Source organism: Xanthobacter tagetidis, assembly GCF_003667445.1.
GTDB lineage: Bacteria > Pseudomonadota > Alphaproteobacteria > Rhizobiales > Xanthobacteraceae > Xanthobacter > Xanthobacter tagetidis.
Window position 1 is genome coordinate 117,399 of the sequence record NZ_RCTF01000008.1, and the last position, 24,710, is coordinate 142,108.

Annotated in this window: 17 protein-coding genes, 1 tRNA gene and 1 pseudogene; 8 read left to right on the forward strand and 11 right to left on the reverse strand. The window is 69.4% G+C overall.

Annotated elements, in window-relative coordinates:
• Positions 1-8: 8 nt before the first annotated feature.
• From D9R14_RS23550 to D9R14_RS11625, 5 genes and pseudogenes are all read left to right on the forward strand, one after another.
• Positions 9-881, forward strand: a pseudogene (locus tag D9R14_RS23550) (branched-chain amino acid ABC transporter permease); the annotation flags it as partial.
• A gap of 93 nt (positions 882-974) precedes the next feature.
• A complete protein-coding gene (locus D9R14_RS11610; RefSeq protein WP_121623499.1) occupies positions 975-2,204 on the forward strand; it encodes an ABC transporter substrate-binding protein in 1,230 nt (409 codons plus the stop codon).
• A gap of 52 nt (positions 2,205-2,256) precedes the next feature.
• Positions 2,257-2,931 carry a helix-turn-helix domain-containing protein gene (locus D9R14_RS11615; protein WP_245420755.1) on the forward strand — a complete coding sequence of 225 codons (675 nt, stop codon included), beginning with the start codon at positions 2,257-2,259 and terminating at the stop codon, positions 2,929-2,931.
• A gap of 22 nt (positions 2,932-2,953) precedes the next feature.
• Positions 2,954-3,952, forward strand: a complete 999-nt coding sequence (lhpI, locus tag D9R14_RS11620; RefSeq protein ID WP_342634784.1) for a bifunctional Delta(1)-pyrroline-2-carboxylate/Delta(1)-piperideine-2-carboxylate reductase — start codon at positions 2,954-2,956, stop codon at positions 3,950-3,952.
• An 89-nt stretch (positions 3,953-4,041) separates the two neighbouring features.
• The gene (locus D9R14_RS11625; RefSeq protein ID WP_121623501.1) at positions 4,042-7,494 is read left to right on the forward strand and encodes a molybdopterin-dependent oxidoreductase; all 3,453 of its coding nucleotides are present in this window, start codon (positions 4,042-4,044) and stop codon (positions 7,492-7,494) included.
• A gap of 164 nt (positions 7,495-7,658) precedes the next feature.
• Here the strand turns inward: D9R14_RS11625 and D9R14_RS11630 are convergent.
• Together D9R14_RS11630 and D9R14_RS11635 are read right to left on the reverse strand one after the other, a co-directional pair.
• Positions 7,659-7,743, reverse strand: a tRNA-Leu gene (locus D9R14_RS11630).
• Positions 7,744-7,975: 232 nt separating this feature from the next.
• Entirely contained in the window at positions 7,976-8,383 is a 408-nt protein-coding gene (locus D9R14_RS11635) for a HesB/IscA family protein (protein WP_121623502.1), read from the reverse strand.
• A gap of 274 nt (positions 8,384-8,657) precedes the next feature.
• Between D9R14_RS11635 and D9R14_RS11640 the strand changes: the two genes are divergently transcribed.
• Positions 8,658-12,314, forward strand: a complete 3,657-nt coding sequence (locus D9R14_RS11640; RefSeq protein ID WP_121623503.1) for a sensor domain-containing protein — start codon at positions 8,658-8,660, stop codon at positions 12,312-12,314.
• Between the two features lie 96 nt (positions 12,315-12,410).
• Positions 12,411-13,358: a formate/nitrite transporter family protein gene (locus D9R14_RS11645; protein ID WP_170168587.1), complete on the forward strand. Its 948-nt coding sequence runs from the start codon at positions 12,411-12,413 to the stop codon at positions 13,356-13,358.
• Here the strand turns inward: D9R14_RS11645 and D9R14_RS11650 are convergent.
• The 7 genes from D9R14_RS11650 to D9R14_RS11680 form a co-directional block, all read right to left on the reverse strand.
• A complete protein-coding gene (locus D9R14_RS11650) occupies positions 13,352-13,786 on the reverse strand; it encodes a VOC family protein (protein WP_121623505.1) in 435 nt (144 codons plus the stop codon). The genes D9R14_RS11645 and D9R14_RS11650 overlap by 7 nt on opposite strands.
• A 7-nt stretch (positions 13,787-13,793) precedes the next feature.
• Entirely contained in the window at positions 13,794-14,165 is a 372-nt protein-coding gene (locus D9R14_RS11655; RefSeq protein WP_121623506.1) for an SUF system Fe-S cluster assembly protein, read from the reverse strand.
• Entirely contained in the window at positions 14,162-15,415 is a 1,254-nt protein-coding gene (locus tag D9R14_RS11660; RefSeq protein ID WP_121623507.1) for a cysteine desulfurase, read from the reverse strand. The genes D9R14_RS11655 and D9R14_RS11660 overlap by 4 nt, the downstream gene beginning before the upstream one ends.
• A 182-nt stretch (positions 15,416-15,597) precedes the next feature.
• Positions 15,598-16,923, reverse strand: coding sequence for a Fe-S cluster assembly protein SufD (gene sufD, locus D9R14_RS11665; protein ID WP_121623588.1), 1,326 nt, complete (start codon positions 16,921-16,923; stop codon positions 15,598-15,600).
• A gap of 11 nt (positions 16,924-16,934) precedes the next feature.
• On the reverse strand, positions 16,935-17,681 hold the full coding sequence (gene sufC, locus D9R14_RS11670; protein WP_394096733.1) for a Fe-S cluster assembly ATPase SufC: 747 nt from the start codon (positions 17,679-17,681) through the stop codon (positions 16,935-16,937).
• Between the two features lie 212 nt (positions 17,682-17,893).
• Positions 17,894-19,372 carry a Fe-S cluster assembly protein SufB gene (gene sufB / locus D9R14_RS11675; protein WP_121623508.1) on the reverse strand — a complete coding sequence of 493 codons (1,479 nt, stop codon included), beginning with the start codon at positions 19,370-19,372 and terminating at the stop codon, positions 17,894-17,896.
• Positions 19,373-19,487: 115 nt separating this feature from the next.
• The gene (locus tag D9R14_RS11680) at positions 19,488-20,684 is read right to left on the reverse strand and encodes a cysteine desulfurase family protein (protein ID WP_121623509.1); all 1,197 of its coding nucleotides are present in this window, start codon (positions 20,682-20,684) and stop codon (positions 19,488-19,490) included.
• Between the two features lie 423 nt (positions 20,685-21,107).
• Between D9R14_RS11680 and D9R14_RS11685 the strand changes: the two genes are divergently transcribed.
• Positions 21,108-21,770: an alpha/beta hydrolase gene (locus D9R14_RS11685; protein ID WP_121623510.1), complete on the forward strand. Its 663-nt coding sequence runs from the start codon at positions 21,108-21,110 to the stop codon at positions 21,768-21,770.
• A 908-nt stretch (positions 21,771-22,678) separates the two neighbouring features.
• On the opposite strand, the gene D9R14_RS11690 is transcribed toward D9R14_RS11685, so the two are convergent.
• Together D9R14_RS11690 and D9R14_RS11695 are read right to left on the reverse strand one after the other, a co-directional pair.
• A complete protein-coding gene (locus tag D9R14_RS11690; RefSeq protein ID WP_121623511.1) occupies positions 22,679-23,899 on the reverse strand; it encodes a class I SAM-dependent RNA methyltransferase in 1,221 nt (406 codons plus the stop codon).
• Entirely contained in the window at positions 23,899-24,648 is a 750-nt protein-coding gene (locus D9R14_RS11695; RefSeq protein WP_121623512.1) for a TlyA family RNA methyltransferase, read from the reverse strand. Before D9R14_RS11695 ends, D9R14_RS11690 begins: the two co-directional genes overlap by 1 nt.
• Positions 24,649-24,710 lie beyond the last annotated feature (62 nt).

Below are 24,710 nucleotides of genomic sequence, written 5' to 3' on the forward strand. Positions count from 1 at the left end.
TGATGAAGGCGATGCTGTTCGCCCTGTTCGCCTGCGCGTTCAACCTGCTCGCCGGCTACGGCAAGCTGGTCTCGTTCGGCCACTCGATGTTCCTCGGCACGGCGGGCTATGTTTGCGGCCACGCCGCCAAGGTCTGGGGCTTCACGCCCGAGCTCGCGGTCCTGGCGGGCACCGCGGCGGCGGCCCTGCTCGGCGTCGCGTCCGGGTGGCTCGCCATCCGGCGCAGCGGCATCTATTTCGCGATGGTCACGCTGGCGTTCGCGCAGATGATCTACTTCGTCGCGCTGCAGGCGCCGTTCACCGGCGGCGAGGACGGCCTGCAGGGCGTGCCGCGCGGCCACCTCTTCGGGGTGATCGATCTGGCCGATCCGGTCAATCTCTACGGCTTCGTGCTGGCGATCTTCCTCGGCGGCTTCTTCCTCATCATGCGCCTCGTCGGCTCGCCCTTCGGCCTCGTGCTCAAGGGCCTCAGCGACCACGAGCCGCGCGCCCAGTCGCTCGGCCTCGACACCGCGCGCTACAAGCTCGTCGCCTTCACGCTCTCGGCGGCGCTGGCAGGACTTGCCGGCTCCACCAAGGCGATCACCAGCCAGATCGTGACGCTCTCCGACGTGCACTGGTCCATGTCCGGCGAGGTTCTGCTGATGACCTTCCTCGGCGGGGTCGGAACGCTCTTCGGCCCGGTCGTCGGCGCGTTCGTCGTGGTGGCGATGCAGAACTATCTCGCATCGCTCGGTCAGTGGGTGATCGTCATCCACGGCGCGATCTTCGTCCTGTGCGTGCTCGCCTTCCGGCGCGGCATCGTCGGTGAACTCATCGCCTTCGCCGGCCGGCGCACCAACAGGGGCGGAGCGCCGGCGCACTCCGGGCCGGGGCACTGACCGCGGGCCTCCAGCGCCGCGCGGCTCGGCCGACCGGCCAGCCGTTCTTTTTCAGTCCGGGCCGATGCGCGGCCTCAACACAAGGGGAACACGATGCGTAAGGCAGTTTCCACCCTGAAATACGGGCTCGCGGCAGCGCTCTGCCTCGGCTCGGTCGCCGCCGCCGTGCCGGCGCTGGCCCAGGTCAGCGACGACAAGGTGAAGATCGGCGTGTTGACCGACATGTCGGGTCAGTGGGCCGACATGAACGGGCCGGGCTCGCTCCTCGCCGCGCAGATGGCGGCGGCCGATTTCGGCGGCAAGGTGCTGGGCAAGCCGATCGAGATCATCGGCGCCGACCATCTCCATAAGGCCGATGTGGGCGTCGGCATCGCGCGTCGCTGGATCGAGAACGAGCAGGTCGACGCCATCTCGGACGTCACCAACAGCGCCATCGCGCTCGCGGTGCAGCAGCTGACGCGCGAGAAGGACCGCGTGGCGCTGTTCTCCTCGCCCGGCACGACCGACCTGACCGGCAAGCAGTGCTCGCCGACCGGCGTGCAGTGGGTCTACGACAACTATTCCAACGCGATCGGCCCCATCAAGGCGCTGATCGACAAGGGGAACGATACCTTCTTCATCGTCACCGCCGACTTCGCGTTCGGGCATTCGCTGGAGAAGATCGCTTCCGAGGCCATCAAGGCCAATGGCGGCAAGGTGGTCGGCTCGATCCGCCATCCCTTCGGCGCCAACGATCTTTCCGCCTTCCTCCTGCCGGCCCAGGCCTCCAAGGCCAAGGTGATCGTGCTGGCGACGGCCGGCAAGGACATGACGACCGCGATCAAGCAGGCCAGCGAGTTCGGCATCACGGCCGGTGGCCAGATCCTCACCGCGCCGGTGATGTTCATCTCGGACGTTCACGCGCTCGGGCTCGATACCGCCCAGGGCATTTCCTTCATCGAGGGCTTCTACTGGGACCAGAACGACGAGACCCGCGCCTTCGCCAAGCGCTTCTACGAACAGCGCAAGGCCATGCCGACCGCGCTGCAGGCGGGCGTCTATTCCTCGATCACGCACTACCTCAAGGCGATCGAAGCCGCCGGGACCGACGAGGCCAAGGCGGTCTCGGCCAAGATGCGCGAACTGCCGGTGAACGACTTCTTCGCCAAGAACGGCAAGGTGCGCGAAGATGGCCGCATGGTGCATGACATGCTTCTGGTTCAGGTTAAGAAGCCGAGCGAATCCAAGGGGCCGTGGGACTATTACACCATCGTCGCGACGGTTCCCGGCGATCAGGCTTTCCTTCCGCTCGACAAGAGCGAATGTTCGCTGGTCAAGAAATGAGATTTCGGCGGGCGGCGCGCTGCCGCCGCCCGATCCGGATGGGAGGCCATTGGTGGCGAAGAAGACCCTTTCGCGAACGGAGATGGGTGAGGCAGTCCCCACCCGGACGAGTCTCCTGCCCGCCCATTTCTCCAAGCCGGAACCGCCTGCGCCGGACAGTTCCCTCGATCTGGGGCAGCGGCTGAAGCGCATGCGCCTGGAAAGCGGCTGGACCCTCGAAGATGTCAGCCAGCGCACCGGAGTGGCGCGCTCGACGCTGTCCAAGATCGAGAACGGCCAGATGTCGCCGACCTACGACGTGCTGCAGCGGATCATGCGCGGCGCCGACCTCGACATCGTCGAGCTGTTCGAGGGGCGCCGCCAGAGCGCGCCGTTCGGACGCCGCAGCGTGACGCGCCGCGGCGAAGGCAAGATCCATCCGACGCAGACGTACCGGTACGAGGTCCTCGCGACCGATCTCTCACAGAAGGAGATCCTGCCCTTCAAGGCCCGGGTGGCGGCGCGAAGCCTCGATGATTTTGCGGGCTGGGTGCGTCATCAGGGCGAGGAATTCATTTGCGTCTTGTCCGGCCGCATCAAAGTCTTCACAGAATTCTACGAGCCCGTCGAGCTTTCCGAAGGCGACAGCACCTATTTCGACAGCAACATGGGACATGCCATCATCTCGGTGAGCAAAGAGGACGCGGAAATCCTCTGGGTGTGCACCGGCATCACCATTTTGAAATGACGGGAGCCATGAGATCGTGAGCATGTTGCGCCATTTTACGGCAGAGGAAGTCGAGGGCGGGCTGGACTATCCGCGGCTGATCGATGCGCTCGACGCCGCCTTCCGGTCCAGCGGAGAGGCCATGCCCGTCCGCCAGACCTACGATGTGGGCACCGCCGACACCCCCGGGCACCTTCTGACCATGCCGGCCTGGGACCGCGGCAGAACGCTCGGCGTCAAGCTGGTCACGGTGTTTCCGCGCAACGCCGCGCGCGGCATCGGTGCGGTGTCCTCGCTCTATGTCCTGCTCGACGGCCGCACCGGCCAGCCCACCGCTTTGGTCGACGGCGAGGCACTGACCAACCGCCGCACCGCCGCCGCATCGGCGCTCGCCTCGCGCTATCTGTCCCGGCGCGACAGCCGCACCCTGCTGGTGGTCGGCACCGGGCATGTGGCGAGCCACCTGCCCGAGGCGCACCGCGCCGTCCGTCCGATCGAGACGGTGCTGGTCTGGGGCCGCACCGCGCAACGCGCCGCGGCGCTTGCTGCCCGTCTGCGGGAGAAGGGCTTTTCCGCCACGCCGGTCTCTGACCTGCCGGCGGCGGTTGCCGAGGCCGACATCGTCAGCTGTGCCACCACGTCCGATGCGCCGCTGGTCCACGGCCGCGATCTTCGCCCCGGGACCCATCTCGATCTGGTCGGCGCCTTCACCCCTGCGATGCGCGAGTGCGACGACGCGGCGGTGCTGCGCGCGCGCGTTTTCGTCGATACCCGCGCGGGCGCGCTGGCGGAAGCCGGCGACCTGCTCCAGCCGATCGCGGCGGGCACGTGGAGCGCGGATCAAGTCTGCGGCGAGCTTCACGATCTGGCCGGAGGACAATGCAAAGGGCGTCGCGACGACGACGAGATCACCCTGTTCAAATCGGTCGGCGCGGCGCTGGAAGATCTCACAGCCGCCGCGCTTCTGGCCGGGCAGGCCGCGGCCGCCGGACGGCCCCAGCGCGAGGCCGCCGCGCTCGCGGACCGGTCAGAGGCGGTATAGCCGCCTTCGGCGCGGCCGTTCGCAAGGCGCCGCGCCGGCGCGGCGAAACACCGGGCGTGGCGCACGCCGGACAGGCAGGGAGGACGCTGATGGGCGTGAACATTCCGGGGTACTGCACCCTGTGCCGCTCCCGCTGTGGCACGCTCAATGAAGTCGACGGCGCGCGCTTTATCGCGGTCCGTCCCAACCCGGCGCATCCGACCGGCACGGCGATGTGCATGAAGGGGCGCGCGGCACCCGAGATCGTCCACAGCCCGCACCGCATTCTCTATCCGATGCGCAGGACGGCGCCGAAAGGCGCCGCCGATCCCGGCTGGCGCCGCATTTCCTGGGACGAAGCCCTCTCCGAGGTTGCGGCGAAGCTGGGAGCCATCCGGGATGAGCATGGGCCCGAGGCGGTCGCCTTCCCGGTGACCACGCCGAGCGGAACGGCGCTGTCCGACAGCATCGACTGGATCGAGCGGTTCGTTCGGACCTTCGGCAGCCCGAACATCTGCTACGCCACCGAGATCTGCAACTGGCACAAGGATGTCGCGCATGCGTTCACCTTCGGCTGCGGAATGCCCCCGGCCGACTATGAACATGCGGACACCATCATGCTGTGGGGTCACAACCCCGCAAATACCTGGCTTGCCCAGGCCAATGCCGTGGCGCGCGGCCGGGAAAGGGGCGCGCGCCTTCTCGTCATCGACCCGCGGCCGACCGCCCTTGCGCGCCAGGCCGACGTGTGGCTGCCGGTCCGCCCCGGCGCCGACGCGGCCCTCGCGCTCGGCCTTATGCGCCTGATGCTGGACCAGGGGCGCTTCGACGACCACTTCGTCCGCGCATGGACCAACGCCCCCTTCCTCGTGCGCAGCGATACCGGGCATTTCCTGCGCGAACGCGACCTGTGGCCCGACGCCCCGCAGAACCGCCATGTGGTGTGGAGCACCGGCGCGGGCGCGCCGCGCCCCTATGATGCCGAGACGGCGATGACGGCGGCCGAGGCCGCAGATCTCAAGCTGCAAGGCGCGATCGAGGTCACCGTCACCCACGCGGACGGCGCCCGCCCCCTCCCCTGCACTCCGGCCTTCCAGCTGCTGGCGGACACCTGCGCGCCCTTTGATGGCCCGCGCGTTCAACGCATGACCGGCGTCGCGCCCGATCGCCTGCAGGCGGCGGTCGAGCTCCTTCAGGCCGATCGTCGGATCGCCTATCATGCCTGGACCGGCATCGGCCAGCATGCGAACGCCACCCAGACCGAACGGGCCGTGGCGACGCTCTATGCGCTCACCGGCAGCTTCGACCGCGTCGGCGCAAACAGGGTGCGGCGCGGCCCTTTCCTTCGCGCGGTCAACGCGCTGGACAAGGTGCCGGAAATCCGGTCGAAGGCGCTCGGATTCCCGGAGCGGCCGATCGGGCCGCCGGCCATGGGATGGGTGACGGCGCGCGATACCTATCGCGCGATCCTCGAGGGCGAGCCCTACAAGGTCCGCGCCATGATGGCGTTCGGCTCGAACATGCTGGTCAGCCAGGGAGATTCCGGCATGGCGGCCGAGGCGCTCACGGCGCTCGACTTCCATGTCCACTGCGACCTCTTCGAAACACCCACGGCGCGCTATGCGGACATCTTCCTGCCGGTGAACAGCCCGTGGGAGCACGAGGGACTGCGCTGCGGCTTCGAGATCAATGACGACGCGGCGTCCCTGGTCCAGCTGCGGCAGCGGATCGTGCCGCCCCGCGGCGAAAGCCGCTCCGACTGCGATATCGTCTTCGATCTGGCCGGCCGGCTCGGCATGCAGGATGTCTTCTTCGGCGGCAGCCTGGAGGCCGGCTGGAACCACATGCTGGAGCCGCTCGGCCTGTCCGTGGAGCGGTTGCGGCGGGAGCCCGACGGCGTGCGGTGCGAGATCGACAGCCGCGAGCAAAAATATGCCCGACCGCATCATGACGCGCCCGATCGCATACGCGGCTTCGATACCCCGACCCGGCGCGTCGAGCTCTATTCCGAGCTTCTCGCGCGCCACGGCCAGCCCGCCATCGCCAGTCCCGACCAGCCGCTGGACGAGGCGGCGTTCAGTCAGAGGGGATCGAGGGACTACCCGCTGGTCCTCACCTCGGCCAAGAATGGCTACTACTGCCACAGTCAGCACCGGGCGCTGGTGTCGCTGCGAAAGCGCGCGCCCGACCCGGTGGTCGAAATCGGTCCGGGGCTGGCCGCGGCAAGGAGCATCCTCGACGGCGACTGGGTTCGGGTGACGACCTATGTTGGCGACGCGCGCTTCATCGCCAGGATCACCCCCGAGCTGTCGGACGACGTGGTGGTGGCGGAGTTCGGCTGGTGGCAGGCATGCCCCGAGCTGGACCGTCCCGAAACCGCCGTCCTGAACGGGTCCGGAAGCAGCTTCAACAGCCTGATCTCGGCGGAGGTGGCCGACCCCGTGAGCGGATCCACGCCGATGCGCAGCTTCCGTTGCGACATCATGCTCGATCCGCTCACGCAGGCGCGGCAGCGCAGCTGGAAAGGCTGGCGTTCGTTCCGCATCCTGGAGACGCGCGACGAAGCCGAAGGCTCCAGGAGCTTCGTCTTCACCCCCGAAGACGGCAAGCCTCTGCCCGACTTCCGGCCCGGACAACATGTCGAGGTCCGTGCCGACATCGACGGCACCCCGGTTTCACGCGCCTATTCGCTCACCGGCCCGGCGCGGCTCGACGGCAGGGATCGCTACAGCATCTGCGTGCGCCACCATCAGCTGCGCCCTGTGGAAAGTGCGCCTTCGGATGGGGTGATGTCGGGCCATCTGCACCGGCGCATGAAGCCCGGCGACCGCATCGAATTGCGCGCGCCATCGGGCAGCTTCGTGGTTCCGAGGGCGTCGCCGCAGCCGCTGATCCTTTTGGCGGGCGGGATCGGCATCACGCCCTTCATCGCCCTTCTGGACAGCCTTGCCGATGACGATCCGCTCGACGTCACCCTCTTCTACGCGAACCGAAACGGCAGGACGCACGCCTTCAAGGACCGCATCGCCGCGCACCGCCGACGCCTGCCGAGCCTGAAAGTCGTCAACCATTACCGGCGCCCGCTGCCCGACGACGTGCCGGGGCGCGACTATGACAGCACGGCGGACATAACGGCCGATCTCATCAGCCCCGCTCTGCTGGCCCGACAGCCGCGCGTCTATATGTGCGGCTCCGAGGCGATGATGGACGCCTTCGCCGGCGGTCTCGGCGAACGGGGCGTGCCGGCGTTCGACATCTTTCAGGAGGTGTTCCGCTCCCCTCCAATCGTCCGCCACGGCGCGAAGAGAACCTATGCCGTCACTTTCGCGGCCAGCCAGCGCAGGCCGGAACTGTGGACCACGGCGGAGGGGACGCTGCTGGACTTCGGGGAGCGACTCGGCATCGCGCTGCCCAGCGGGTGCCGGGTTGGCCAGTGCGAGAGCTGCGCGGTCAAGATCGTCTCCGGCAAGGTCGCCCATCTGCACGGGCGGGAGCCAGACGATCCGTCGATGTGCCATACCTGCCAGGCCATCCCGCTCGAAGATCTGGTGCTGGAGGCCTGAGCGCTCCGGCCGGCCGGCGTTCGCGGGGGCCGGTCCGCGACGCGGCCTCCTTCGTCAGGCCACCCCGCCCCTCGCAGCCGCGGCGCAACTTTTGGCGCCAAAGCGGGGCGAGCGATGAGCCGAAGCGGCCTGTGGCCGAAAGGGCTTCGGGCGCGACATTGTATTGGTGCGGACGGCGGGGGTCGAACCCGCATGCCTTGCGGCGCAAGATTTTAAGTCTCGTGCGTCTACCGGTTTCGCCACGTCCGCCCCGCTCCAGCGATGCCTGAGACGGGAGCTCGAATCCGATGAACCATACCGGAGCAGCGCCTGGGATCAATGCGGAACAGTAATAAATTACCGTGCGCCGCAACCAGGACGTGACGCATCGCATTGCGCTGCAATACGTTGCCCACGCCCGCTGTGGCGCGGGAGGGCGCGGGGCGCGCGTAGCCAGGGGCCGAAGCGGTATCGGAAGACGGCAATGAGGATGAGCCGAAGCTCAGATTGTCGCGCCCTCGCCGTCGCGCATGGCTGCCGGCGTGATGGCGACGGATTCCCCGCAGCCGCAGGCGGAGGTCTGGTTCGGATTGTTGAACACGAACTGGGCGGACATCTTGTCCGCCTTGAAGTCCATTTCCGTGCCGAGCAGGAACAGCACCGCCTTCGGATCGACAATGACCTTCACGCCCTTGTCCTCCACCACCTCGTCGCCCGGCGCGATCTCGGCGGCATAGTCCATGGTGTAGGACATGCCTGCGCAGCCGCCGTTCTTCACGCCGACCCGGACGGCGGCGATGGGCTCGCGTGCGCGGGACATGATCTGGCGGATGCGCTCGGCCGCGGCGTCGGTGATGCACATCACCGGGGGGCGGGCTCTCGCCGGCCTGACGCTCGAAACAGCGCTCATATCTGAAAGCCTCCGACGGTTCCGGCCGACGCCGTATGATCCTATCATCCCTTAGATGGATGACGACACGCCCTTCCACAAGGCGTTCCATGTGGCCACTGCGACGCTGTGCCATGCCGAACCGCCGCGGCGACCGGACGATATGGCCATCATTCGTTTACCACCGCCGGCATCATGATGTTACGAACATACTGATTCGAAAGGAAGACTGCGCAACAGCCCACTGCCTCGCCTGCTGATCTCCTGCCAACGCCGCCCACCGAGGGATGCGCCCGTGACCCCCCAGGCCTTCATCATCCGCGCCACGCTCGCTTATGCGACGGGTGCGCTCGCCTGGGTCTATCTTTCCGACTGGCTGATCGCGCATCTGGGCGGCCCGAGCGAACTCGCGGCCTTCTCCACCTTCAAGGGCATCGGCTTCGTCGCCATCACCGCGGCGCTCTTCGCCATGGCCTTGGCGCGCGTCGCAGCGCTGGCGCGGGCCGAGCGGGCGCATGTCCGGCCGATCGGCATTCTGCCCACCGCGGGGATCATCCTCGCCGTGGTCGTGCCCACGCTGGTCATCGGCGCGCTGGTGTTCAACTCCGCATCGCAGGCCCTGATCCGCGAGCGCGAGTCGGACCTCAAGGCCACCATGGACCTGCAGATCGAGGCTCTGACCCGGCACCGGCGGGACAGCCTCGCTTCAGCGCGCACCCTCGCGGGCAGCGCCTTCATCCGCGACATCGTCGGCGAACTTCTCGCACCACAGGACGCGAGCCAAGACGCGCACCTGCGCTCGGCCCTCGGCGATTCCGCCCATGCCCTCGGCTTCAGCGCCGTCGAGCTGTGGACCGGGGCCGGGGTCCGCCTGCTGCGCGTGGGGGACGACTGGCCGCCGCGCAATGCGGTGCGCGCACTGATAACCACGGAGCAGGCCGCGGGGATGGTCAAGGTCGTCGTGCGCGACCGGGACCGCGACCGCTACGGCTATATCGTGGCGGTCGATCCCGCCGGGGCGGATGCCGGCGCGGCGCCCGCCTTCCTCTATTTGGAGATGAACCCGGCCAATTTCCTCTACCCCTATCTGGCGCGCCCGGTGATGATCGGCAGCGCGACCCAATCCTTCCTTGTGCGCAAGGAGGCAGACGGCATCTGGCACTACGGCTCGCCGGTCGCGGGCGCCACCGAACCCGTCATGACGCGGCCGCTGCCACCCGACCTCGCCGCCCTCGCGGAGGCCGCAGACCGCGCGCCCCGGATGGCGGTGGCGACCGGCGCGTCCGGCCAGGACGTGCTGGCGGTGGCCCGGACGATCCCCCTCTGGCACAGCGTCTTCATCACCACGATGAAGTACCGGGAGGTCCTCAGCGGCGCGCGCGGACTGATGCTGTTCGCCGGCCTGACCACGGCCGCCGTCATGGTGGTGGCGATGGCCATCGGCCTGCTGTTCGCGGAGCGCCAGAAGCTCAAGGCCGCGCTGCGCGAGGTGGATCAGGCGCACGCGCTCGCCGCGGCGGAAGAGCGCTTCCGCGCCACCTTCGAGCAGGCTGCGGTGGGCATCGTCCATTTCGGGCTCGACGGCCGCATCACGCGCGTGAACCTCACCTTCTGCACGCTGGTGGGCTACGGCCGCGAGGACCTGCTCGGCCAGCACTATTCCATCCTGACCTATCCCGAGGACCAGGCGAAAGACGAAGCGGACATTGCGGATCTGCGCGCGGGCCTGAGCGTGGACATCAAGGACCAGGAAAAGCGCATCCGCCGCAAGGAAGGGTCCGACATCTGGCTCGACGTCACCGTCTCCCTCGCCCGCACCGACGACGGCGCGCCGAGCTACATCATCGCGGTGTGCCTGGACGCCACGGAGCGCCGCGCCGCCTTGCGCGCCCTCAAGGAGAGCGAGGAGCGCTTCGAGCTCGCCGTCCGCGCCACCGAGCAGGGCGTCTGGGACATCGACCTCGTCACCGGCCGGAGCTACGTGTCGCCGCGCTGGCGCGACATGCTCGGGCTCGCGGCGGACGTGCCGGTGGACCTTGAGGCCATCTGGCGGGAGCGGACCCACCCGGCCGAAGCAAGCCGCGTGCAGGCTCTCTGGGAGGGCGCGCGGGCCGGCAGCGGCGACGCCTTCGACATCGAGTGCCGCCTACGCCACGAGGACGGCTCCTATCACGACTTCATCTCCCAGGGCTTCGCCATCCGTGGGCCCTCCGGGCAGGCCGTCCGCATCGTCGGCCTCACCGAGGACATCACCGAGCGGCGCCAGACGGAGCGCCGCATCCGGCTTGCCGGCGCCGTGTTCTCGGGCACCGACGAGGGCATCGTCGTCACCGACGAGGCGGGCTTCATCTCCGCCATCAATCCCGCCTTCACCGCCATCACCGGCTATGAGGAGGCGGAGGTGCTCGGCAAGAGCATGCGCCTGCTCCATTCGGGCCGCCATGATCGCGCCTTCTTCCACCAGATGTGGGAGGAGCTGCGCGCCTCCGGCTCCTGGCGCGGCGAAATCTGGAATCGCCGCAAGGACGGGGAGGTGTACCTCCAGCACCTCATCATCAGCACCGTGCCGAGCGTCAACGGCGACGCGCCCCGCTATGTGGGCGTGTTCCACGACATCACCCAGGCGCGGCGCTCGCAGTCGGAGCTGGACCGGCTGACCCACTATGACGTCCTCACCAACCTGCCGAACCGCTCGCTGCTCTTCTCCCTCATCGATCACGCGGTGAGCCGCGCGAAGGCGCGCTGCGCCGTCCTGTTCGTGGACCTCGACCACTTCAAGACCGTCAACGAGAGCCTCGGCCTGATCGCCGGCGATACGATGCTGCAGGCGGTCGGGCAGCGCCTGCGCTCGCGGCTCTCCGCGGACGCCACCATCGGGCGCTTCGGCGGCGACGAATTCGTGGTCCTGCTCGAGGCCATCAACGGCGCGGACGATGCCGCCGCCGAGGCGCTGCGCATCATCGAGGCGTTCGCCGATCCGTTCGCGGAGCCGGGCGGCGAGGAAATCTATCTCGGCGCCAGCGTCGGCATCAGCCTCTATCCGGACGACGACCCGAGCGGGCGGCTGCTGCTCCAGCACGCCGGCTCCGCGCTGTTCCAGGCCAAGGCCAACGGCCGCGGCGTCTACAGCTTCTATACCGGCGCCATGACGGCGGCGGCGAAGGCCAGGGTGGGACTGGAGGCGGAGCTGCGCCGCGCCTTGGCGCGCGAGGAGCTGACGGTCTTCTTCCAGCCCATCGTCGCGCTCACCACCGGCCGCCTGATCGGTGCCGAGGCCCTGGTGCGCTGGATGAGCCCGCGCGGCCTCATCACGCCCGACCAGTTCATCCCGCTCGCCGAGGAGACGGGGCTCATCGTCCCGCTCGGCGAGTATGTCGCCCAGCGCGCCTGCCGCCAACTGGTGCAATGGGACGCCGAGGGGGTCACCTGCGGCATGATCTCGGTCAATCTCTCGCCGCGCCAGTTCAGCCAGGCGGACCTCTGCGCGCGCTATGCGCAGATCCTCAAGGACAGCGGACTTTCGCCGGAACGCCTGGAGGTGGAGATCACCGAGAGCCTCCTCATCAGCGAAGGAGTCGCGGCGCGGAGCAAGCTCAACGAGCTTTCCGCCATGGGCGTGAAGGTGGCGGTGGACGATTTCGGCACGGGCTATTCCTCGCTCTCCTACCTGAAACGGTTCCCGATCGGAAAGCTGAAGATCGACAAGAGCTTCGTGCGCGACCTGCCGGGCTCGGCGGTGGACGGGGAGATCGTGCGGGCCGTCATCGCCATCGGCCGTGCGCTCAACCTCGCCATCCTCGCCGAGGGCGTCGAGACCGAGGCGCAGCGCGATTTCCTCAAGGAAAATGGCTGCGCATTCGGCCAGGGCTTCCTCTGGAGCCGCCCGGTGCCGGCGGACGACTTCGCCGCGCTGGTGCGCGCCTGGCCGCGCGGGGACGAAGCCGCACACTGACGCGGCCCGGCCGGGCGAAGGCCGCGCCGCATGCAACCGGAGCCCGCCCTGCGGCGTTCAAGCTGGAACGCAAGCACACGGGCGGAGCCGAGGATCATGCCGCAACGACGGAAGAACGACCTCGGCCTGGCCGAGGAGAGCGCGGACGTGCTGTCGCCCGACGAGAAGCTGGCGGTGGAGGAGCACGCTCCGCTCCGCCCGCTCGCGGTCCACGAGGTGATCCGTCGCGAGGGCGTCGAGGAGCTGTCGCGCCCCATGTCGAGCCTGTGGTGGTCCGGCCTCACCGCCGGGCTCTCCATCGGCTTCTCGGTGGTGGCGCAGGGCACGCTCTACGCCTTCCTGCCCGATGAGGAGTGGCGGCCGCTCGCCGCGAGCCCCGGCTATGCGGTGGGGTTCCTGATCGTGATCCTCGGGCGCTACCAGCTTTTCACCGAGATCACGCTGACCGCCGTTCTGCCGGTGCTGGCGGAGCCGTCGCGGCAGGCGCTGGCGGCGCTCGGCCGGCTGTGGGCGACGGTGCTCCTCGCCAATCTCGCCGGCACCTTCCTGTTCGCCGGCGCGCTCGCCACCCACGCGGTGCTGCCCGAGGCCCAGACCCGCGGCATCGCGGAAGTGGCGCAGCACATCGCGACATTCCCGGCCGGGGCTGCCTTCGTGCGCGGCATCGTCGCCGGCTGGCTGGTGGCGACCGTGGTGTGGCTGCTGCCCTCGGCCGAATCCGCCCGCATCTGGATCATCGCCCTGCTCACGGCGATGATGCCGGCGCTCGACCTCTCGCATGTGATCTCGGGATCGGTGGAGGTGTTCTACCTGCAACTGCGCGGCGAGCTGGGCATCATCGACGGCGTGGTGCGGCTGCTCCTGCCGCTGCTCGCGGGCAATGTCATCGGCGGCGCCGCCTTGTTCGCGCTGCTCGCCCACGGCCAGGTCCATGACGAGATGGAGCCCGATGCGCCGCCGCGCGGGCAGGCCGCATCACCCGAGGCCGCACCGCCGCCCGCGCGCCCGGCTCGGCGTCCGGCGAAGCGGCGCGCCGCTCAGTAGTTGGCCCAGAGGCCGGGGCTCGCGATCTCGGCGAGGTTGCCATCGGGGTCGCGGAAATAGAGGCTGGTGCCGCCTTTCGGCCAGCGGGCCTCGCTTTCGACGGCGACATTGTGAGCGGCAAGGTGCGCGCGCCAGCGCGGGATGTCCGCCTCCGCCGCAGCGAAGGCGAAGTGCAGCCGCCCCGCCCCGTCATGGGGCGGAATGCTGCCGAACGGCATGGTGACGGTCTGAAGCGTGCTGCCGCGCTTGAACAGCAGCAGCACGGTGCCACCCAGCGGATAGGCGATGAAGCGCTCGTCCGAAAGCATGGGCCTGAGGCCCATCACCCCTTCGTAGAAGGCGGCGGCGCGGGCGAGGTCGTCCACATAGAGGCCGGTTTCCAGCACGCCGCCGAGCGGCGGCGCGGCATCCGGTGCCGTCCCGCTCACCGGCCGCTCACCACAGATTGAGGGTGGCGCGCGCCTCTTCCGACATGCGGCCCTGGTCCCACGGGGGATCGAAGGTGATGTCCACCTTCACGTCGGCGATGCCGGGAACGGCGGCCACCGCGCTCTCCACCATGCCGGGAAGCTCGGCGGCGGCGGGGCAGTTGGGGGTGGTCAGCGTCATCTCGACCGCGACGGTGCGGTCGTCGGCGATGTCCACCTTGTAGATCAGGCCGAGCTCGTAGATGTCCACCGGGATCTCGGGATCGTAGACGCTCTTCAGCGCGCCGACGATCTCGTCGGTCAGGCGGGTGAGCTCCGCGTCCGGGATGGCGGAGGAGATCTTCGGCAAATGCGCCGTATCGGTCGCGTTATCGGTCATGCAAATAAATCCTGCGCCTTGACGAGGGCGTCGGCAAGCCGGTCCACCTCGGCGCGCGTGTTGTAGAGCGCGAACGAGGCGCGGCAGGTGGCCGTTGCTCCATATCGTGCCAAAAGCGGCTGGGCGCAATGGGTTCCCGCGCGAACCGCGACGCCCCAGCGGTCCAGGACCGTGGCGACATCGTGCGGATGCGCGCCCTTCATCTCGAACGAGACGATGGCGCCCTTGCCCGGCGCGCGCCCGACGATGCGCAGGGAATTGAGCGCTCCCAGGCGTTCCTGGGCATAGGCCAGCAGGTCATGCTCGTAGGCGGCGATGGCCTCGCGGCCGACGGAGGCGACATAGTCCATCGCCGCGCCGAGGCCGATGGCCTGCACGATTGGAGGCGTTCCAGCCTCGAACCGGTGCGGCGGAACGCCGTAGGTGACGCCTTCCTCCGTCACCTCGCGGATCATCTCCCCGCCCCCCTCATAAGGCGGCATCTCGGCGAGCAGGTGGTGCTTGCCGTAGAGCAGGCCGATGCCGGTGGGACCGTAGAGCTTGTGGCCGGTGACGGCGTAGAAGTCGACGTCGAGGTCGCGCACGTCCACCGGCATGTGCACCACCGCCTGGCAGCCGTCCACCAGCACCTTGGCACCCACGGCGTGGGCGGCCGCGACGATCTCCTTCACCGGCGTCACCGTGCCGAGCACGTTGGACATGTGGGTGATGGCGACGATCTTGGTGCGCTCCGTGAGCAGCGCCTTGAAGGCGTCGAGGTCGAAGCTGTCGTCCTCCTTCAGCGGCGCCCACTTGATGACCGCCCCCTTGCGCTCGCGCAGGAAATGCCAGGGCACGATGTTGGAATGGTGCTCCATGATGGAGAGCACGATCTCGTCGCCCGCCTCGATCGACTGGCCGAGCGAATTGGCGACGAGGTTGATCGAGCCGGTGCCCGAGCGGGTGAAGATGATCTCGTCCACCGAGCCGGCGTTCAGGAAGGCGCGGGCGGTCTCGCGGGCGTGCTCGAACGCCTCGGTGGCGGCGTTGGCGAGATAGTGCAGGCCGCGGTGGACGTTGGAATATTCGCTTTCATAGGCGCGCGTCATGCGCTCCAGCACCTGGCGCGGCTTCTGCGCCGAGGCGGCGTTGTCGAGATAGGAGAGCGGGTGGCCGTTCACGGTCATGGCGAGGGCGGGAAAATCCGCGCGCACCGCCGCGACGTCGAAGCCGCCGGCGGCGGGAGGGAAGGCGATGCGGGTGGCGGTCATGGGTGTTCCTCGGTCAGCGCTCGTCATCAATGCCCACCCCCCGCTTGGGAGAGTATCCAGAGGGCACACTTCTCACTCCGTCGCCCTCCGGCCTGCCCGGAGGAACCATGGCCAAGAGGCCCTCCCGGCTGCCGCGGACGCTCCGGCCAAGCCGGAGCATGACGGGCGTCGGGGATGAGCGCTCAGCCCGCCTTGCCCAGCCGCTCCACGATGCGCGCCATCAGCGCCTCGCGCAGGTCCTCCTGCTCCACATATTCCACCGCCTCGCCCACGAAGGCCTGCACCAGCAGCACCTCGGCGTCCGGGCGCGGGATGCCGCGGGAGAGCAGATAGAACAGCAGGTCGTCGTCGAGCGCGCCCGCAGTGGCGCCGTGGCCGCACTGGACGTCGTCGGCGAAGATTTCCAGCTCCGGCTTGTTGTCCATCTGCGCGAATTCGCCGAGAAGCAGCGACTGGCTCATCATGCGCCCGTCGGTCTTCTGCGCGTCGGGGCGCACGATGATCTTGCCCTGGAACACGCCGTGGCTCTCGTCCTTGAGCACGGTCTTGAACAGCTCGCGGCTTTCGCAGTGGGGCACCGCGTGGTCCAGCACCATGGTCACGTCGCCGTGCTGGCGCGCGGCGAGCAGGTTCACGCCGCGGATGCCCGCATGGCTGCCCGAGCCGGAGAAGCGGCCATAGAGGCTGAGACGGGCGGTGGCGGCGCCGGTGGCGAGCTGGAAGGCGTGAAACGCCACGTCGCGGCCCATGTCCACCACCAGGGTTGCGAGATGGAGCGCCCTGTCGCCCTCCTCCTGCACCCGGATCAGGTCCACATGGGCGCCGTCGCCCACATAGAATTCGGTCGCCGCATTGGCCTGGTAGGCGATGCCGTCCGGCCCCTGGTGGCTCTCGATGAAGGCCACCTGCGCCCCCTCCTCCACCACCACCAGCATGCGGGTGAAGGTGGAGAGCGGCGCGTCGGCGGTGAAGACGTGGGCGATGTGGATCGGCGTCTCCACCCTGGCGCCGGCGGACACGTGGATCACCAGCCCCTCGCGCAGCATGGCGGTGTTGAGCGCCAGCGCCGCGTCGTAGCGCTGCGGCGCGAGGCCGCCGATGCGGTCCAGCAGCGGACTGCCGGAGGCGAGCGCGGCGGCGAGCGGCACGGCGGAAACCCCGGCCGGCAGCCTGCCGAGATGGGAGGCGCCGCGCCCATAGGCGCCGTTCACGAATAGCACGCGCTCGGTGCCGGGAAAGGCGATGGCCCGAAGGCCCGCCTCGGCCTCGGCCGATGCGGTGACCTCGCCGGCGAGCGGCGGCGCCTCACGCACGGCGGCGCGCAGGTCGGTGTACTTCCATTCCTCCACCCGGCGGGTGGGAAGGCCGTGCTCGGCAAAGGCGGAGGCGGCGGCGCGGCGCAGCTCGCCGATGCGGCCCTGGGTGGGCTCGGCTGCGAGGCGCGCCTCGGCCGCCTGGGCGAAGGCCTCCTCGCCGGACGTGCGCAGGGTGCGGATATCGGTGGTCATGTCGCCCGCCTTCACGCCGCGTCGCCGTAGGCGGCGTAGCCGGAGGCTTCCAGCTCCAGCGCCAGCTCCTTGCCGCCCGAACGCACGATGCGGCCCTGGTGCATCACATGCACCACGTCCGGCACGATATGGTCGAGCAGGCGCTGGTAGTGGGTGATGACCAGCATGGCGCGCTTGGGCGAGCGCAGCGCGTTCACGCCCTGGGCGACGATCTTGAGCGCGTCGATATCGAGGCCGGAATCGGTCTCGTCCAGGATGCAGAGCTTGGGCTCCAGGATGGACATCTGGAGGATCTCGTTGCGCTTCTTCTCGCCGCCGGAGAAGCCCACGTTCACGCCGCGCCGGAGCATCTCCTGGGAGATGCCGAGGTCGGAGGCCTTCTCCTTCACGAGGCGCAGGAAGTCGGGCGTGGAGATTTCCGCTTCGCCGCGCGCCTTGCGCTGGGCGTTCAGCGCGGTGCGCAGGAACGTCATGTTGGCGACGCCGGGAATCTCGATCGGGTACTGGAAGGCGAGGAACAGGCCGGCGGCCGCGCGCGCGTCGGGCTCCATCTCCAGGAGGTCCTCGCCGTCGAGCGTCGCGGTGCCCTCCGTCACCTCGTAGTCGTCCTTGCCGGCGAGGACATAAGAGAGCGTGGACTTGCCGGAGCCGTTCGGCCCCATGATGGCGTGAACCTCGCCGGCATTGAGGGTGAGGTCGAGGCCCTTGAGGATCTCGCGGTCGTCGATGCGGGCGTGCAGGTTGCGGATGTCGAGCATGGTCATGGTGTCCATCGGTGCGCCGGCGGGGCCGGGCGGAAAATCAACGCGGCTGGGGTCCAAAGACGCCTCCACCGCCTGGCACTCCCGTCATGCCCGGCCTTGTGCCGGGCATCCACGCCCATCCGCTCGCGCAACGCTCTTGAGGTCGCTTCGAGCCGCGGGCCGCGGATGGCCGGGTCGAGCCCGGCCATGACGGCTTCGCAGAGTGGTCAGCCCACGCTGCCCTCAAGGCTGACGGCGATGAGCTTCTGCGCCTCCACGGCGAACTCCATGGGCAGTTGCTGGAGCACGTCCTTGACGAAGCCATTGACGATGAGGGCCACCGCCTCTTCCTCGGACAGGCCGCGCTGGAGGCAGTAGAACTTCTGGTCGTCGGAGATCTTCGAGGTGGTGGCCTCGTGCTCGAACATGGCCGAGGAATTGTTCGCCTCGATGTAGGGCACGGTGTGGGCGCCGCACTTGTCGCCGATCAGCAGCGAATCGCAGTTCGTGAAGTTGCGCGCGCCGGTCGCCCGCCGGTGGGCGGAGACGAGGCCGCGATAGGTGTTCTCCGAATGGCCGGCGGCGATGCCCTTGGAGATGATGCGGCTCGACGTGTTCTTGCCGAGATGGATCATCTTGGTGCCCGAATCCACCTGCTGGTAGCCGTTCGAGATGGCGATCGAATAGAACTCGCCCTGGGAATTGTCGCCGCGCAGGATGCAGCTCGGATACTTCCAGGTGATGGCCGAGCCGGTCTCGACCTGGGTCCAGGCGATCTTGGAATTGTCGCCGCGGCAATCGCCCCGCTTGGTGACGAAATTGTAGATGCCGCCCTTGCCCTCGGCATCGCCGGGATACCAGTTCTGGACCGTGGAATACTTGATTTCCGCGTCCTTGAGCGCAACCAGCTCCACCACCGCGGCGTGCAGCTGGTTCTCGTCGCGCTGCGGCGCGGTGCAGCCTTCGAGATAGCTCACATAGGCGCCCTCGTCGGCGATGATGAGCGTGCGCTCGAACTGGCCGGTGTTCTTCTCGTTGATGCGGAAATAGGTGGAAAGCTCCATCGGGCAGCGCACGCCCTTGGGCACGTAGACGAAGGAGCCGTCGGAGAACACCGCGCTGTTGAGCGTGGCGTAGAAGTTGTCCGACACCGGGACCACCGAGCCGAGATACTGCTTCACCAGTTCGGGATGCTCGCGGATGGCCTCGGAGATCGAGCAGAAGATCACGCCCGCCTTCGCCAGCTCGGCCTTGAAGGTGGTGGCCACCGAGACCGAATCGAACACCGCGTCCACGGCAACCTTGGAGCCGCCTGAGCTCTCGATGCCGAGCAGCGCGTCGCGCTCGCGCAGCGGGATGCCGAGCTTCTCGTAGGTCTTGAGGATTTCCGGATCGATCTCGTCGATGGACTTCGGCCCCGCCTTGGCCTTGGGCGCGGCGTAGTAATAGAGGTCCTGGAAGTCGATCTTCGGGTAGCTCACCCGCGCCCAGGTGGGCTCGCGCATGGTGAGCCAGCGCCGGAAGGCGTCAAGGCGCCATTCCAGCATCCATTCCGGCTCGTTCTTCTTGGCGGAGATGAACCGCACCGTGCTCTCGTCCAGGCCCTTGGGGGCGAGTTCGGACTCGATGTCGGTGGTGAACCCATACTTGTACTGATCAACGTCGATCGCGCGGACGCGCTCGACGGTCTCCTGGACCGCAGGCATCTTCTCGTCTCCTCTCCCGCGCGGGGTCAAGGCCCGCGGGTCAAGTTCCAGTCCGCCCTGCTGGGGCGGCAATTGCGAACCGCCCTTGAAGGGCGGCAAACTCTCGTCCCGCGCCTCAGGCGGCTCGCACCGGGCGCCCCCCGGTCTGCGGAACGGCCTTGGCGAGGGCGTCCACGGCGCGCGCCACATCCTCTTCGGTGGAGGACCAGCCGAGGGAGAGGCGCACCGTTCCGGACGCCAGATCCCCGTCGACGCCCATGGCGGTCAGAACGTGGGAGGCGCCCACCTTCCCCGAGGCGCAGGCCGATCCGGCGCTGACACTTACGTAGGCAAGGTCGAGGGCGATCACCAGGGTTTCGGCCCTCGCGCCGGAAAAAGCAACAAGGCTGGTGTTGGGAATGCGCGGGGAACCGGAGCCGATCACCACGGCGCCGGGGACGCGGGCACAGATCTCCGCCTCCATCCGGTCGCGCAGGCCGGCGAGGCGCTCGCGCTCGCCGCCGGTCTCGTAGCCCGCACGCGCTGCGGATGCCGCCGCGCCGAAGCCGGCGATGAGGCCGACCGCCTCGGTGCCGCCGCGCTGGCCGCGCTCCTGGCCGCCACCCGTCATGAGCGGCGTGATGCGGCTGTCCGCGTGCCCGGCGATGAGCGCGCCGATGCCCTGCGGGCCGCCCAGCTTGTGGGCGGACAGGGCGAGGAAGTCCACCGCCAGCGTGCCCATATGGAACGGCATGCGGCCCGCCACCTGCACCGCGTCGCAGACCAGCACGCCGTCATGGGTGTGGACGAGGCGCGCGGCCTCGGTCACGGGCTGGAGCACCCCGGTCTCGTTGTTCGCCGCCATCAGCGCCACCATGGCGCGCCGGCCGGCCGCCGCGTGGCGCAGCAGAGCGGCATCGAGCGCGCCGAGGTCGATGCGCCCGTCGCGATCCACGGCAATGGTCTCCAGCGCGCCGGACGGGAAGCGGTGGCCGCGTGTGACGGCCGGGTGCTCGACGCCGCTCACCAGCAGCACGTCGCAGGGCTTCGGCCGGCCCGCCACCTCGACATGCGGATGGAGCACCGCGGCGAGCGCCTCGGTGGCGCCGGACGTGAAGGTCACCTGCCGCCCAAGGGCGCCCGCAAGGGCCGCCACTTCGCCCCGCGCCCGCTCGACCCGCGCGCGGGCCGCGCGCCCCGGGCCATGGACGGAGGAGGCGTTGCCGCCGGCGTCCAGCGCCTCGATGATGGCGGCGCGCGCCTCGGGCCGCAGGGGGCTCGACGCATTGTGATCGAGATAGGCGCGCGCCGTCCCGGCGCCGCCCGCGCTCATTGCGGCAGCCCTGCGTTTCCAGGCCTCGCGCACCCAGGCCCCGCGCACCAGGGCGCGCGAGGGCGCCGAGGGTTGCAATTGCCGGCGATCTCGGTCATAGCTCAAACTCCACCCGTTCCCGCAATGCAGCGCCCTTCGGTTTGCGCAGCCGGCGGGAATAGATTAGAATTATTCTAAATAGTTAAGGCGCGTCGAGCCCTAAGTCAAGTCATTGCCGCTGCTTCGTCAAGCCTCGGAGCGCTTTGTGACAGGACTTTCGGGCGCGTGGCCTGCTGGTTCATTCGCGGGGAGAGCGATCCGTGGCCCAAGCCGCCCCTGCATCCGCGCGTCAAGGGAAAGTCCCTGCGGGCCGCGGCGTCCGCCGGCCTGTCCGCATCGCGCCCTCCGCCTGCGCGCGCCACCCTCAAGAGGTTGCCCAGACCCATGCCTGAAGTGATCTTCCCCGGTGAGAAGGGGCGGCTCGAAGGCCGCTATCAGCCCGCCAAGAGCCGCAACGCGCCCATCGCGGTGATCCTGCATCCGCACCCGCAGTTCGGCGGGACGATGAACAATCCGGTGGTCTACAACCTCTATTACCAGTTCGTGAACCGCGGCTTCTCGGTGCTGCGCTTCAACTTCCGTGGCGTCGGCCGCTCCCAGGGCTCGTTCGACCATGGCCAGGGCGAGCTGTCGGACGCCGCCGCGGCGCTCGACTGGGCGCAGTCGGTGAACCCGGATGCCCGCGCCTGCTGGATCGCCGGCTTCTCGTTCGGCGCCTGGATCGGCATGCAGCTGCTCATGCGCCGGCCGGAGGTGGAGGGCTTCATCTCCGTGGCGGCGCCGGCGAACCTCTACGACTTCTCCTTCCTCGCCCCCTGCCCGTCCTCCGGCCTGTTCGTGCACGGCGACAAGGACGCGGTGGTTCCCACCACGGCGGTGGCGACTCTGGTGGAGAAGCTGAAGACCCAGAAGGGCATCGTCATCGAGCAGCAGGTGGTGCCGGGCGCCAACCACTTCTTCGACGCCAAGACCGACGAGCTGATGGAAGTGGTCGGCACCTACCTGGACAAGCGCCTCCCCGGCGCCCGCACCGACAGCGCCGCCTGAGGCTCCGCTCCCGCCGTCGGGGGCGGTTCGATGCCCTGCCGTCCCTCGCCTTTCCCGCCGTCGCCCTCCGGCTTGACCGGAGGGCCGAGGGACGCTGCCCGCTGTCCCGGACGTGACGCAGGGAAGCTCCGGGCAAGCCGGGGCATGACGCCGGCTTTTTGGGTGCCTCGGCCTGTCTCTCCTTGGACTGCCGTCATCCCCCGGCTTGTCCGGGGGATCCACGCCGCGGCCTTGCTGGCGTCGGGATTGAGGCCTGGTGCAAAGGGCAAAGTGGATGCCCCGGACGAGCCGGGGCATGACGGCGGTGAGAGGTTTCCCCGCCGTTTTCTCTGTCCCCGTCGCCCTCCGGCTTGATCGCGGGGTCCAGGCACGCCGCCCGCTGTCCCGGACGTGACGCGAGGAAGCTCCGGGCAAGCCGGGGCATGACGCCGGCTTTTTGGGTGCCTCGGCCTGTCTCTCGTTGGACTGCCGTCATCCCCTGGCTTGTCCGGGGGATCCACGCCGCGGCCTTGCTGGCGTCGGGATTGAGGCCTGGCGCAATTGCAAAGTGGATGCCCCGGACAAGCCGGGGCATGACGGCGGTGAGAAGTTTCCCCGCCGTTTTCCCTGCCCCCGTCGCCCTCCGGCTTGATCGCGGGGTCCAGCCACGCTGCCCGCTGTCCCGGACGTGACGCAGGGAAGCTCCGGGCAAGCCGGGACATGACGCCGGCTTATTGGGTGCTCGGCCTGTCTCCCCTTGAACTGCCGGTCATCCCCCGGCTTGTCCGGGGGATCCACGCCGCGGCCTTGCTGGCGTCGGGATTGAGGCCTGGCGCAAAGGGCAAAGTGGATGCCCCGGACAAGCCGGGGCATGACGGCGGTTTGGCGCATGACGGCGGTCAGCGCCGCGCGGCACCCGACCGTGGCGCCTACCGTTGGAACACGCCCACCAATTCCACGTGCGGACTGAAGCGGAACTGGTCGAACGGCGTGACCCGGCCGAGCCGGAAGCCGCCGTCGATCAGCACCCGCGCGTCGCGCGCGAAGCTCGTGGCGCTGCACGACACATAGACCACACGCCCCACCTTCGCCGATGCAAGCTGGCGCGCCTGCGCCTCGGCGCCCTGGCGCGGCGGGTCGATGACCACGGCGTCGAAGGCGGACAGCTCCTCGGGCAGCAGCGGGCGGCGGAACAGGTCGCGCGCCTCCCCGTCCACGCCCTTCAGCCCGGCAGTGGCGCGCGCGGCCTTGAGCAGCGCCGCCACCGCCGGCGCGTTCCCCTCCACCGCATGCACCCGCGCGCTTTCGGCAAGCCGCAGGGCGAAGGTGCCGATGCCGGCGAACAGGTCCGCCACCCGCTTCGCGCCGGCGACCCCTTCGGCGACGGCCGCGGCAAGGCGCGCCTCGCCCTCGGCCGTGGCCTGGAGGAAGGCGGCCGGCGGCAGTTCCACCCGCGCCCGGCCCATCATCAGCACCGGCGCGGTGCGCTGGAGCACAAGCTCCCCATGCCGCGTCACGCGGGCGAGGGAGAAGCGCTCGGCGAGCTGCGCGAGGTCCATGAGCAAAGCCGGCGGCAGCGGCCCCGAGCCGCGCACATCGAGGTCAAGCCCCGTGGCGCTGGCAATGACCTGGATGTCGAGCGGCTTGTTGCGCGGCGCCAGTGCCTGCGCCACCGCCCTTGCGGCCGGCAGGGCCTGGTCGAGGTCCGGCGCCAGCACCGGGCATTCGGCGAGGTCCACCATGGCGTGGGACTTGCGCTCGGCGAAGCCCACCACGGTCTTGGCGCCATGGTGCCGGGCGTGGAAGATGACGCGCCTCCGGCCCGCCCCGTGGGCATCCACCACCGGCGCCACCTCCGCGGCGATGCGCTCGCGCGACAGGGCCTCCGTGACGAGGCTGCGCTTCCAGGCGAGATAGGGCGAAAGCTCCCAGTGCTGGAGCAGGCAGCCGCCGCAGCGGCCGAAATGGCGGCAGGCGGGCGCGACACGCTCCGGGCTCGCGTCCAGCACCGCCTCAAGCCGCGCCCGCTCGCCCGCGACGCTTGCTGCGACGCGCTCGCCCGGCAGCGCATAGGGCACGAAGAGCGGCCCGTCCGGCCCCTCGGCGACCGCGTCGCCCTGCGCGCCCATGCGGGTGACGAGAAGCTCCATCAGGCGCGCTCCGCCCCGAGCAGGAATTCGCGGTTGCCGTCGCCGCCGGCGATGGGCGAGGGCACAAGGCCGATCACCTGCCAGTTCAGGCCCTCCACCAGCGCCCGTGCCTTGGCGCAGACCTCTTCGTGGACCGCGGCGTCGCGCACCACGCCCTTCTTGAGCGCGGCGCGGCCGGCCTCGAACTGCGGCTTCACCAGCGCCACGAGGCGCGCCTTGGGCGCGGCGAAGGCGAGCGCGGGCGGCAGCACCAGGCCGAGCGAGATGAAGCTCACGTCCACCACCACCAGCCCGATCGGCGGCAGCGCGCCGGGCGCGAGCGCGCGGATGTCGGTTCCCTCCAGGGAAGTGACACGGGGATGCCCCTTAAGGCGGGCGTGGAGCTGCTCGCGCCCCACATCCACCGCGAACACATGGGCCGCGCCGCGCCGCAGCATCAGCTCGGTGAAACCGCCGGTGGAGGCGCCCACATCGAGCGCCGCGAGGCCGGCGGGGTCGATGGCGAAGGCGTCGAGGGCGGCTTCCAGCTTCAGCGCCCCGCGCGAGACGAAGTCGTGCGTCGCCTCGGCCGCGATCTCCGCGTCCGGCGCCACCTCGGCGGCAGGCTTGGTGACGATCGTGCCCGACACCCGCACCAGCCCCTCGGCGATGGCGGCCTGGGCGCGGGCGCGGCTCTCGAACAGGCCGCGCGCCACCAGGAGCCGGTCAAGCCGCAGCCGGGCGGCCGGCGCCGCCTCCGGGCCGCTCATGCGGGTGCATCCGGTGCCGCGCCGGGCGCGCCCGGCCGCGCGGGCGTCTGGATGGGACAGGG

What these genes read in the sequence shown, in the direction of transcription:
- D9R14_RS11610 (WP_121623499.1), top strand. Translation starts at nt 975, where the DNA reads ATGCGTAAGGCAGTTTCCACCCTGAAATACGGGCTCGCGGCAGCGCTC.
- lhpI (WP_342634784.1), top strand. Translation starts at nt 2,954, where the DNA reads ATGTTGCGCCATTTTACGGCAGAGGAAGTCGAGGGCGGGCTGGACTAT.
- D9R14_RS11625 (WP_121623501.1), top strand. Translation starts at nt 4,042, where the DNA reads ATGGGCGTGAACATTCCGGGGTACTGCACCCTGTGCCGCTCCCGCTGT.
- D9R14_RS11635 (WP_121623502.1), bottom strand. Translation starts at nt 8,383, where the DNA reads ATGAGCGCTGTTTCGAGCGTCAGGCCGGCGAGAGCCCGCCCCCCGGTG.
- D9R14_RS11645 (WP_170168587.1), top strand. Translation starts at nt 12,411, where the DNA reads ATGCCGCAACGACGGAAGAACGACCTCGGCCTGGCCGAGGAGAGCGCG.
- D9R14_RS11655 (WP_121623506.1), bottom strand. Translation starts at nt 14,165, where the DNA reads ATGACCGATAACGCGACCGATACGGCGCATTTGCCGAAGATCTCCTCC.
- D9R14_RS11660 (WP_121623507.1), bottom strand. Translation starts at nt 15,415, where the DNA reads ATGACCGCCACCCGCATCGCCTTCCCTCCCGCCGCCGGCGGCTTCGAC.
- sufD (WP_121623588.1), bottom strand. Translation starts at nt 16,923, where the DNA reads ATGACCACCGATATCCGCACCCTGCGCACGTCCGGCGAGGAGGCCTTC.
- sufC (WP_394096733.1), bottom strand. Translation starts at nt 17,681, where the DNA reads ATGCTCGACATCCGCAACCTGCACGCCCGCATCGACGACCGCGAGATC.
- sufB (WP_121623508.1), bottom strand. Translation starts at nt 19,372, where the DNA reads ATGCCTGCGGTCCAGGAGACCGTCGAGCGCGTCCGCGCGATCGACGTT.
- D9R14_RS11680 (WP_121623509.1), bottom strand. Translation starts at nt 20,684, where the DNA reads ATGAGCGCGGGCGGCGCCGGGACGGCGCGCGCCTATCTCGATCACAAT.
- D9R14_RS11685 (WP_121623510.1), top strand. Translation starts at nt 21,108, where the DNA reads ATGCCTGAAGTGATCTTCCCCGGTGAGAAGGGGCGGCTCGAAGGCCGC.
- D9R14_RS11690 (WP_121623511.1), bottom strand. Translation starts at nt 23,899, where the DNA reads ATGGAGCTTCTCGTCACCCGCATGGGCGCGCAGGGCGACGCGGTCGCC.
- D9R14_RS11695 (WP_121623512.1), bottom strand. Translation starts at nt 24,648, where the DNA reads ATGAGCGGCCCGGAGGCGGCGCCGGCCGCCCGGCTGCGGCTTGACCGG.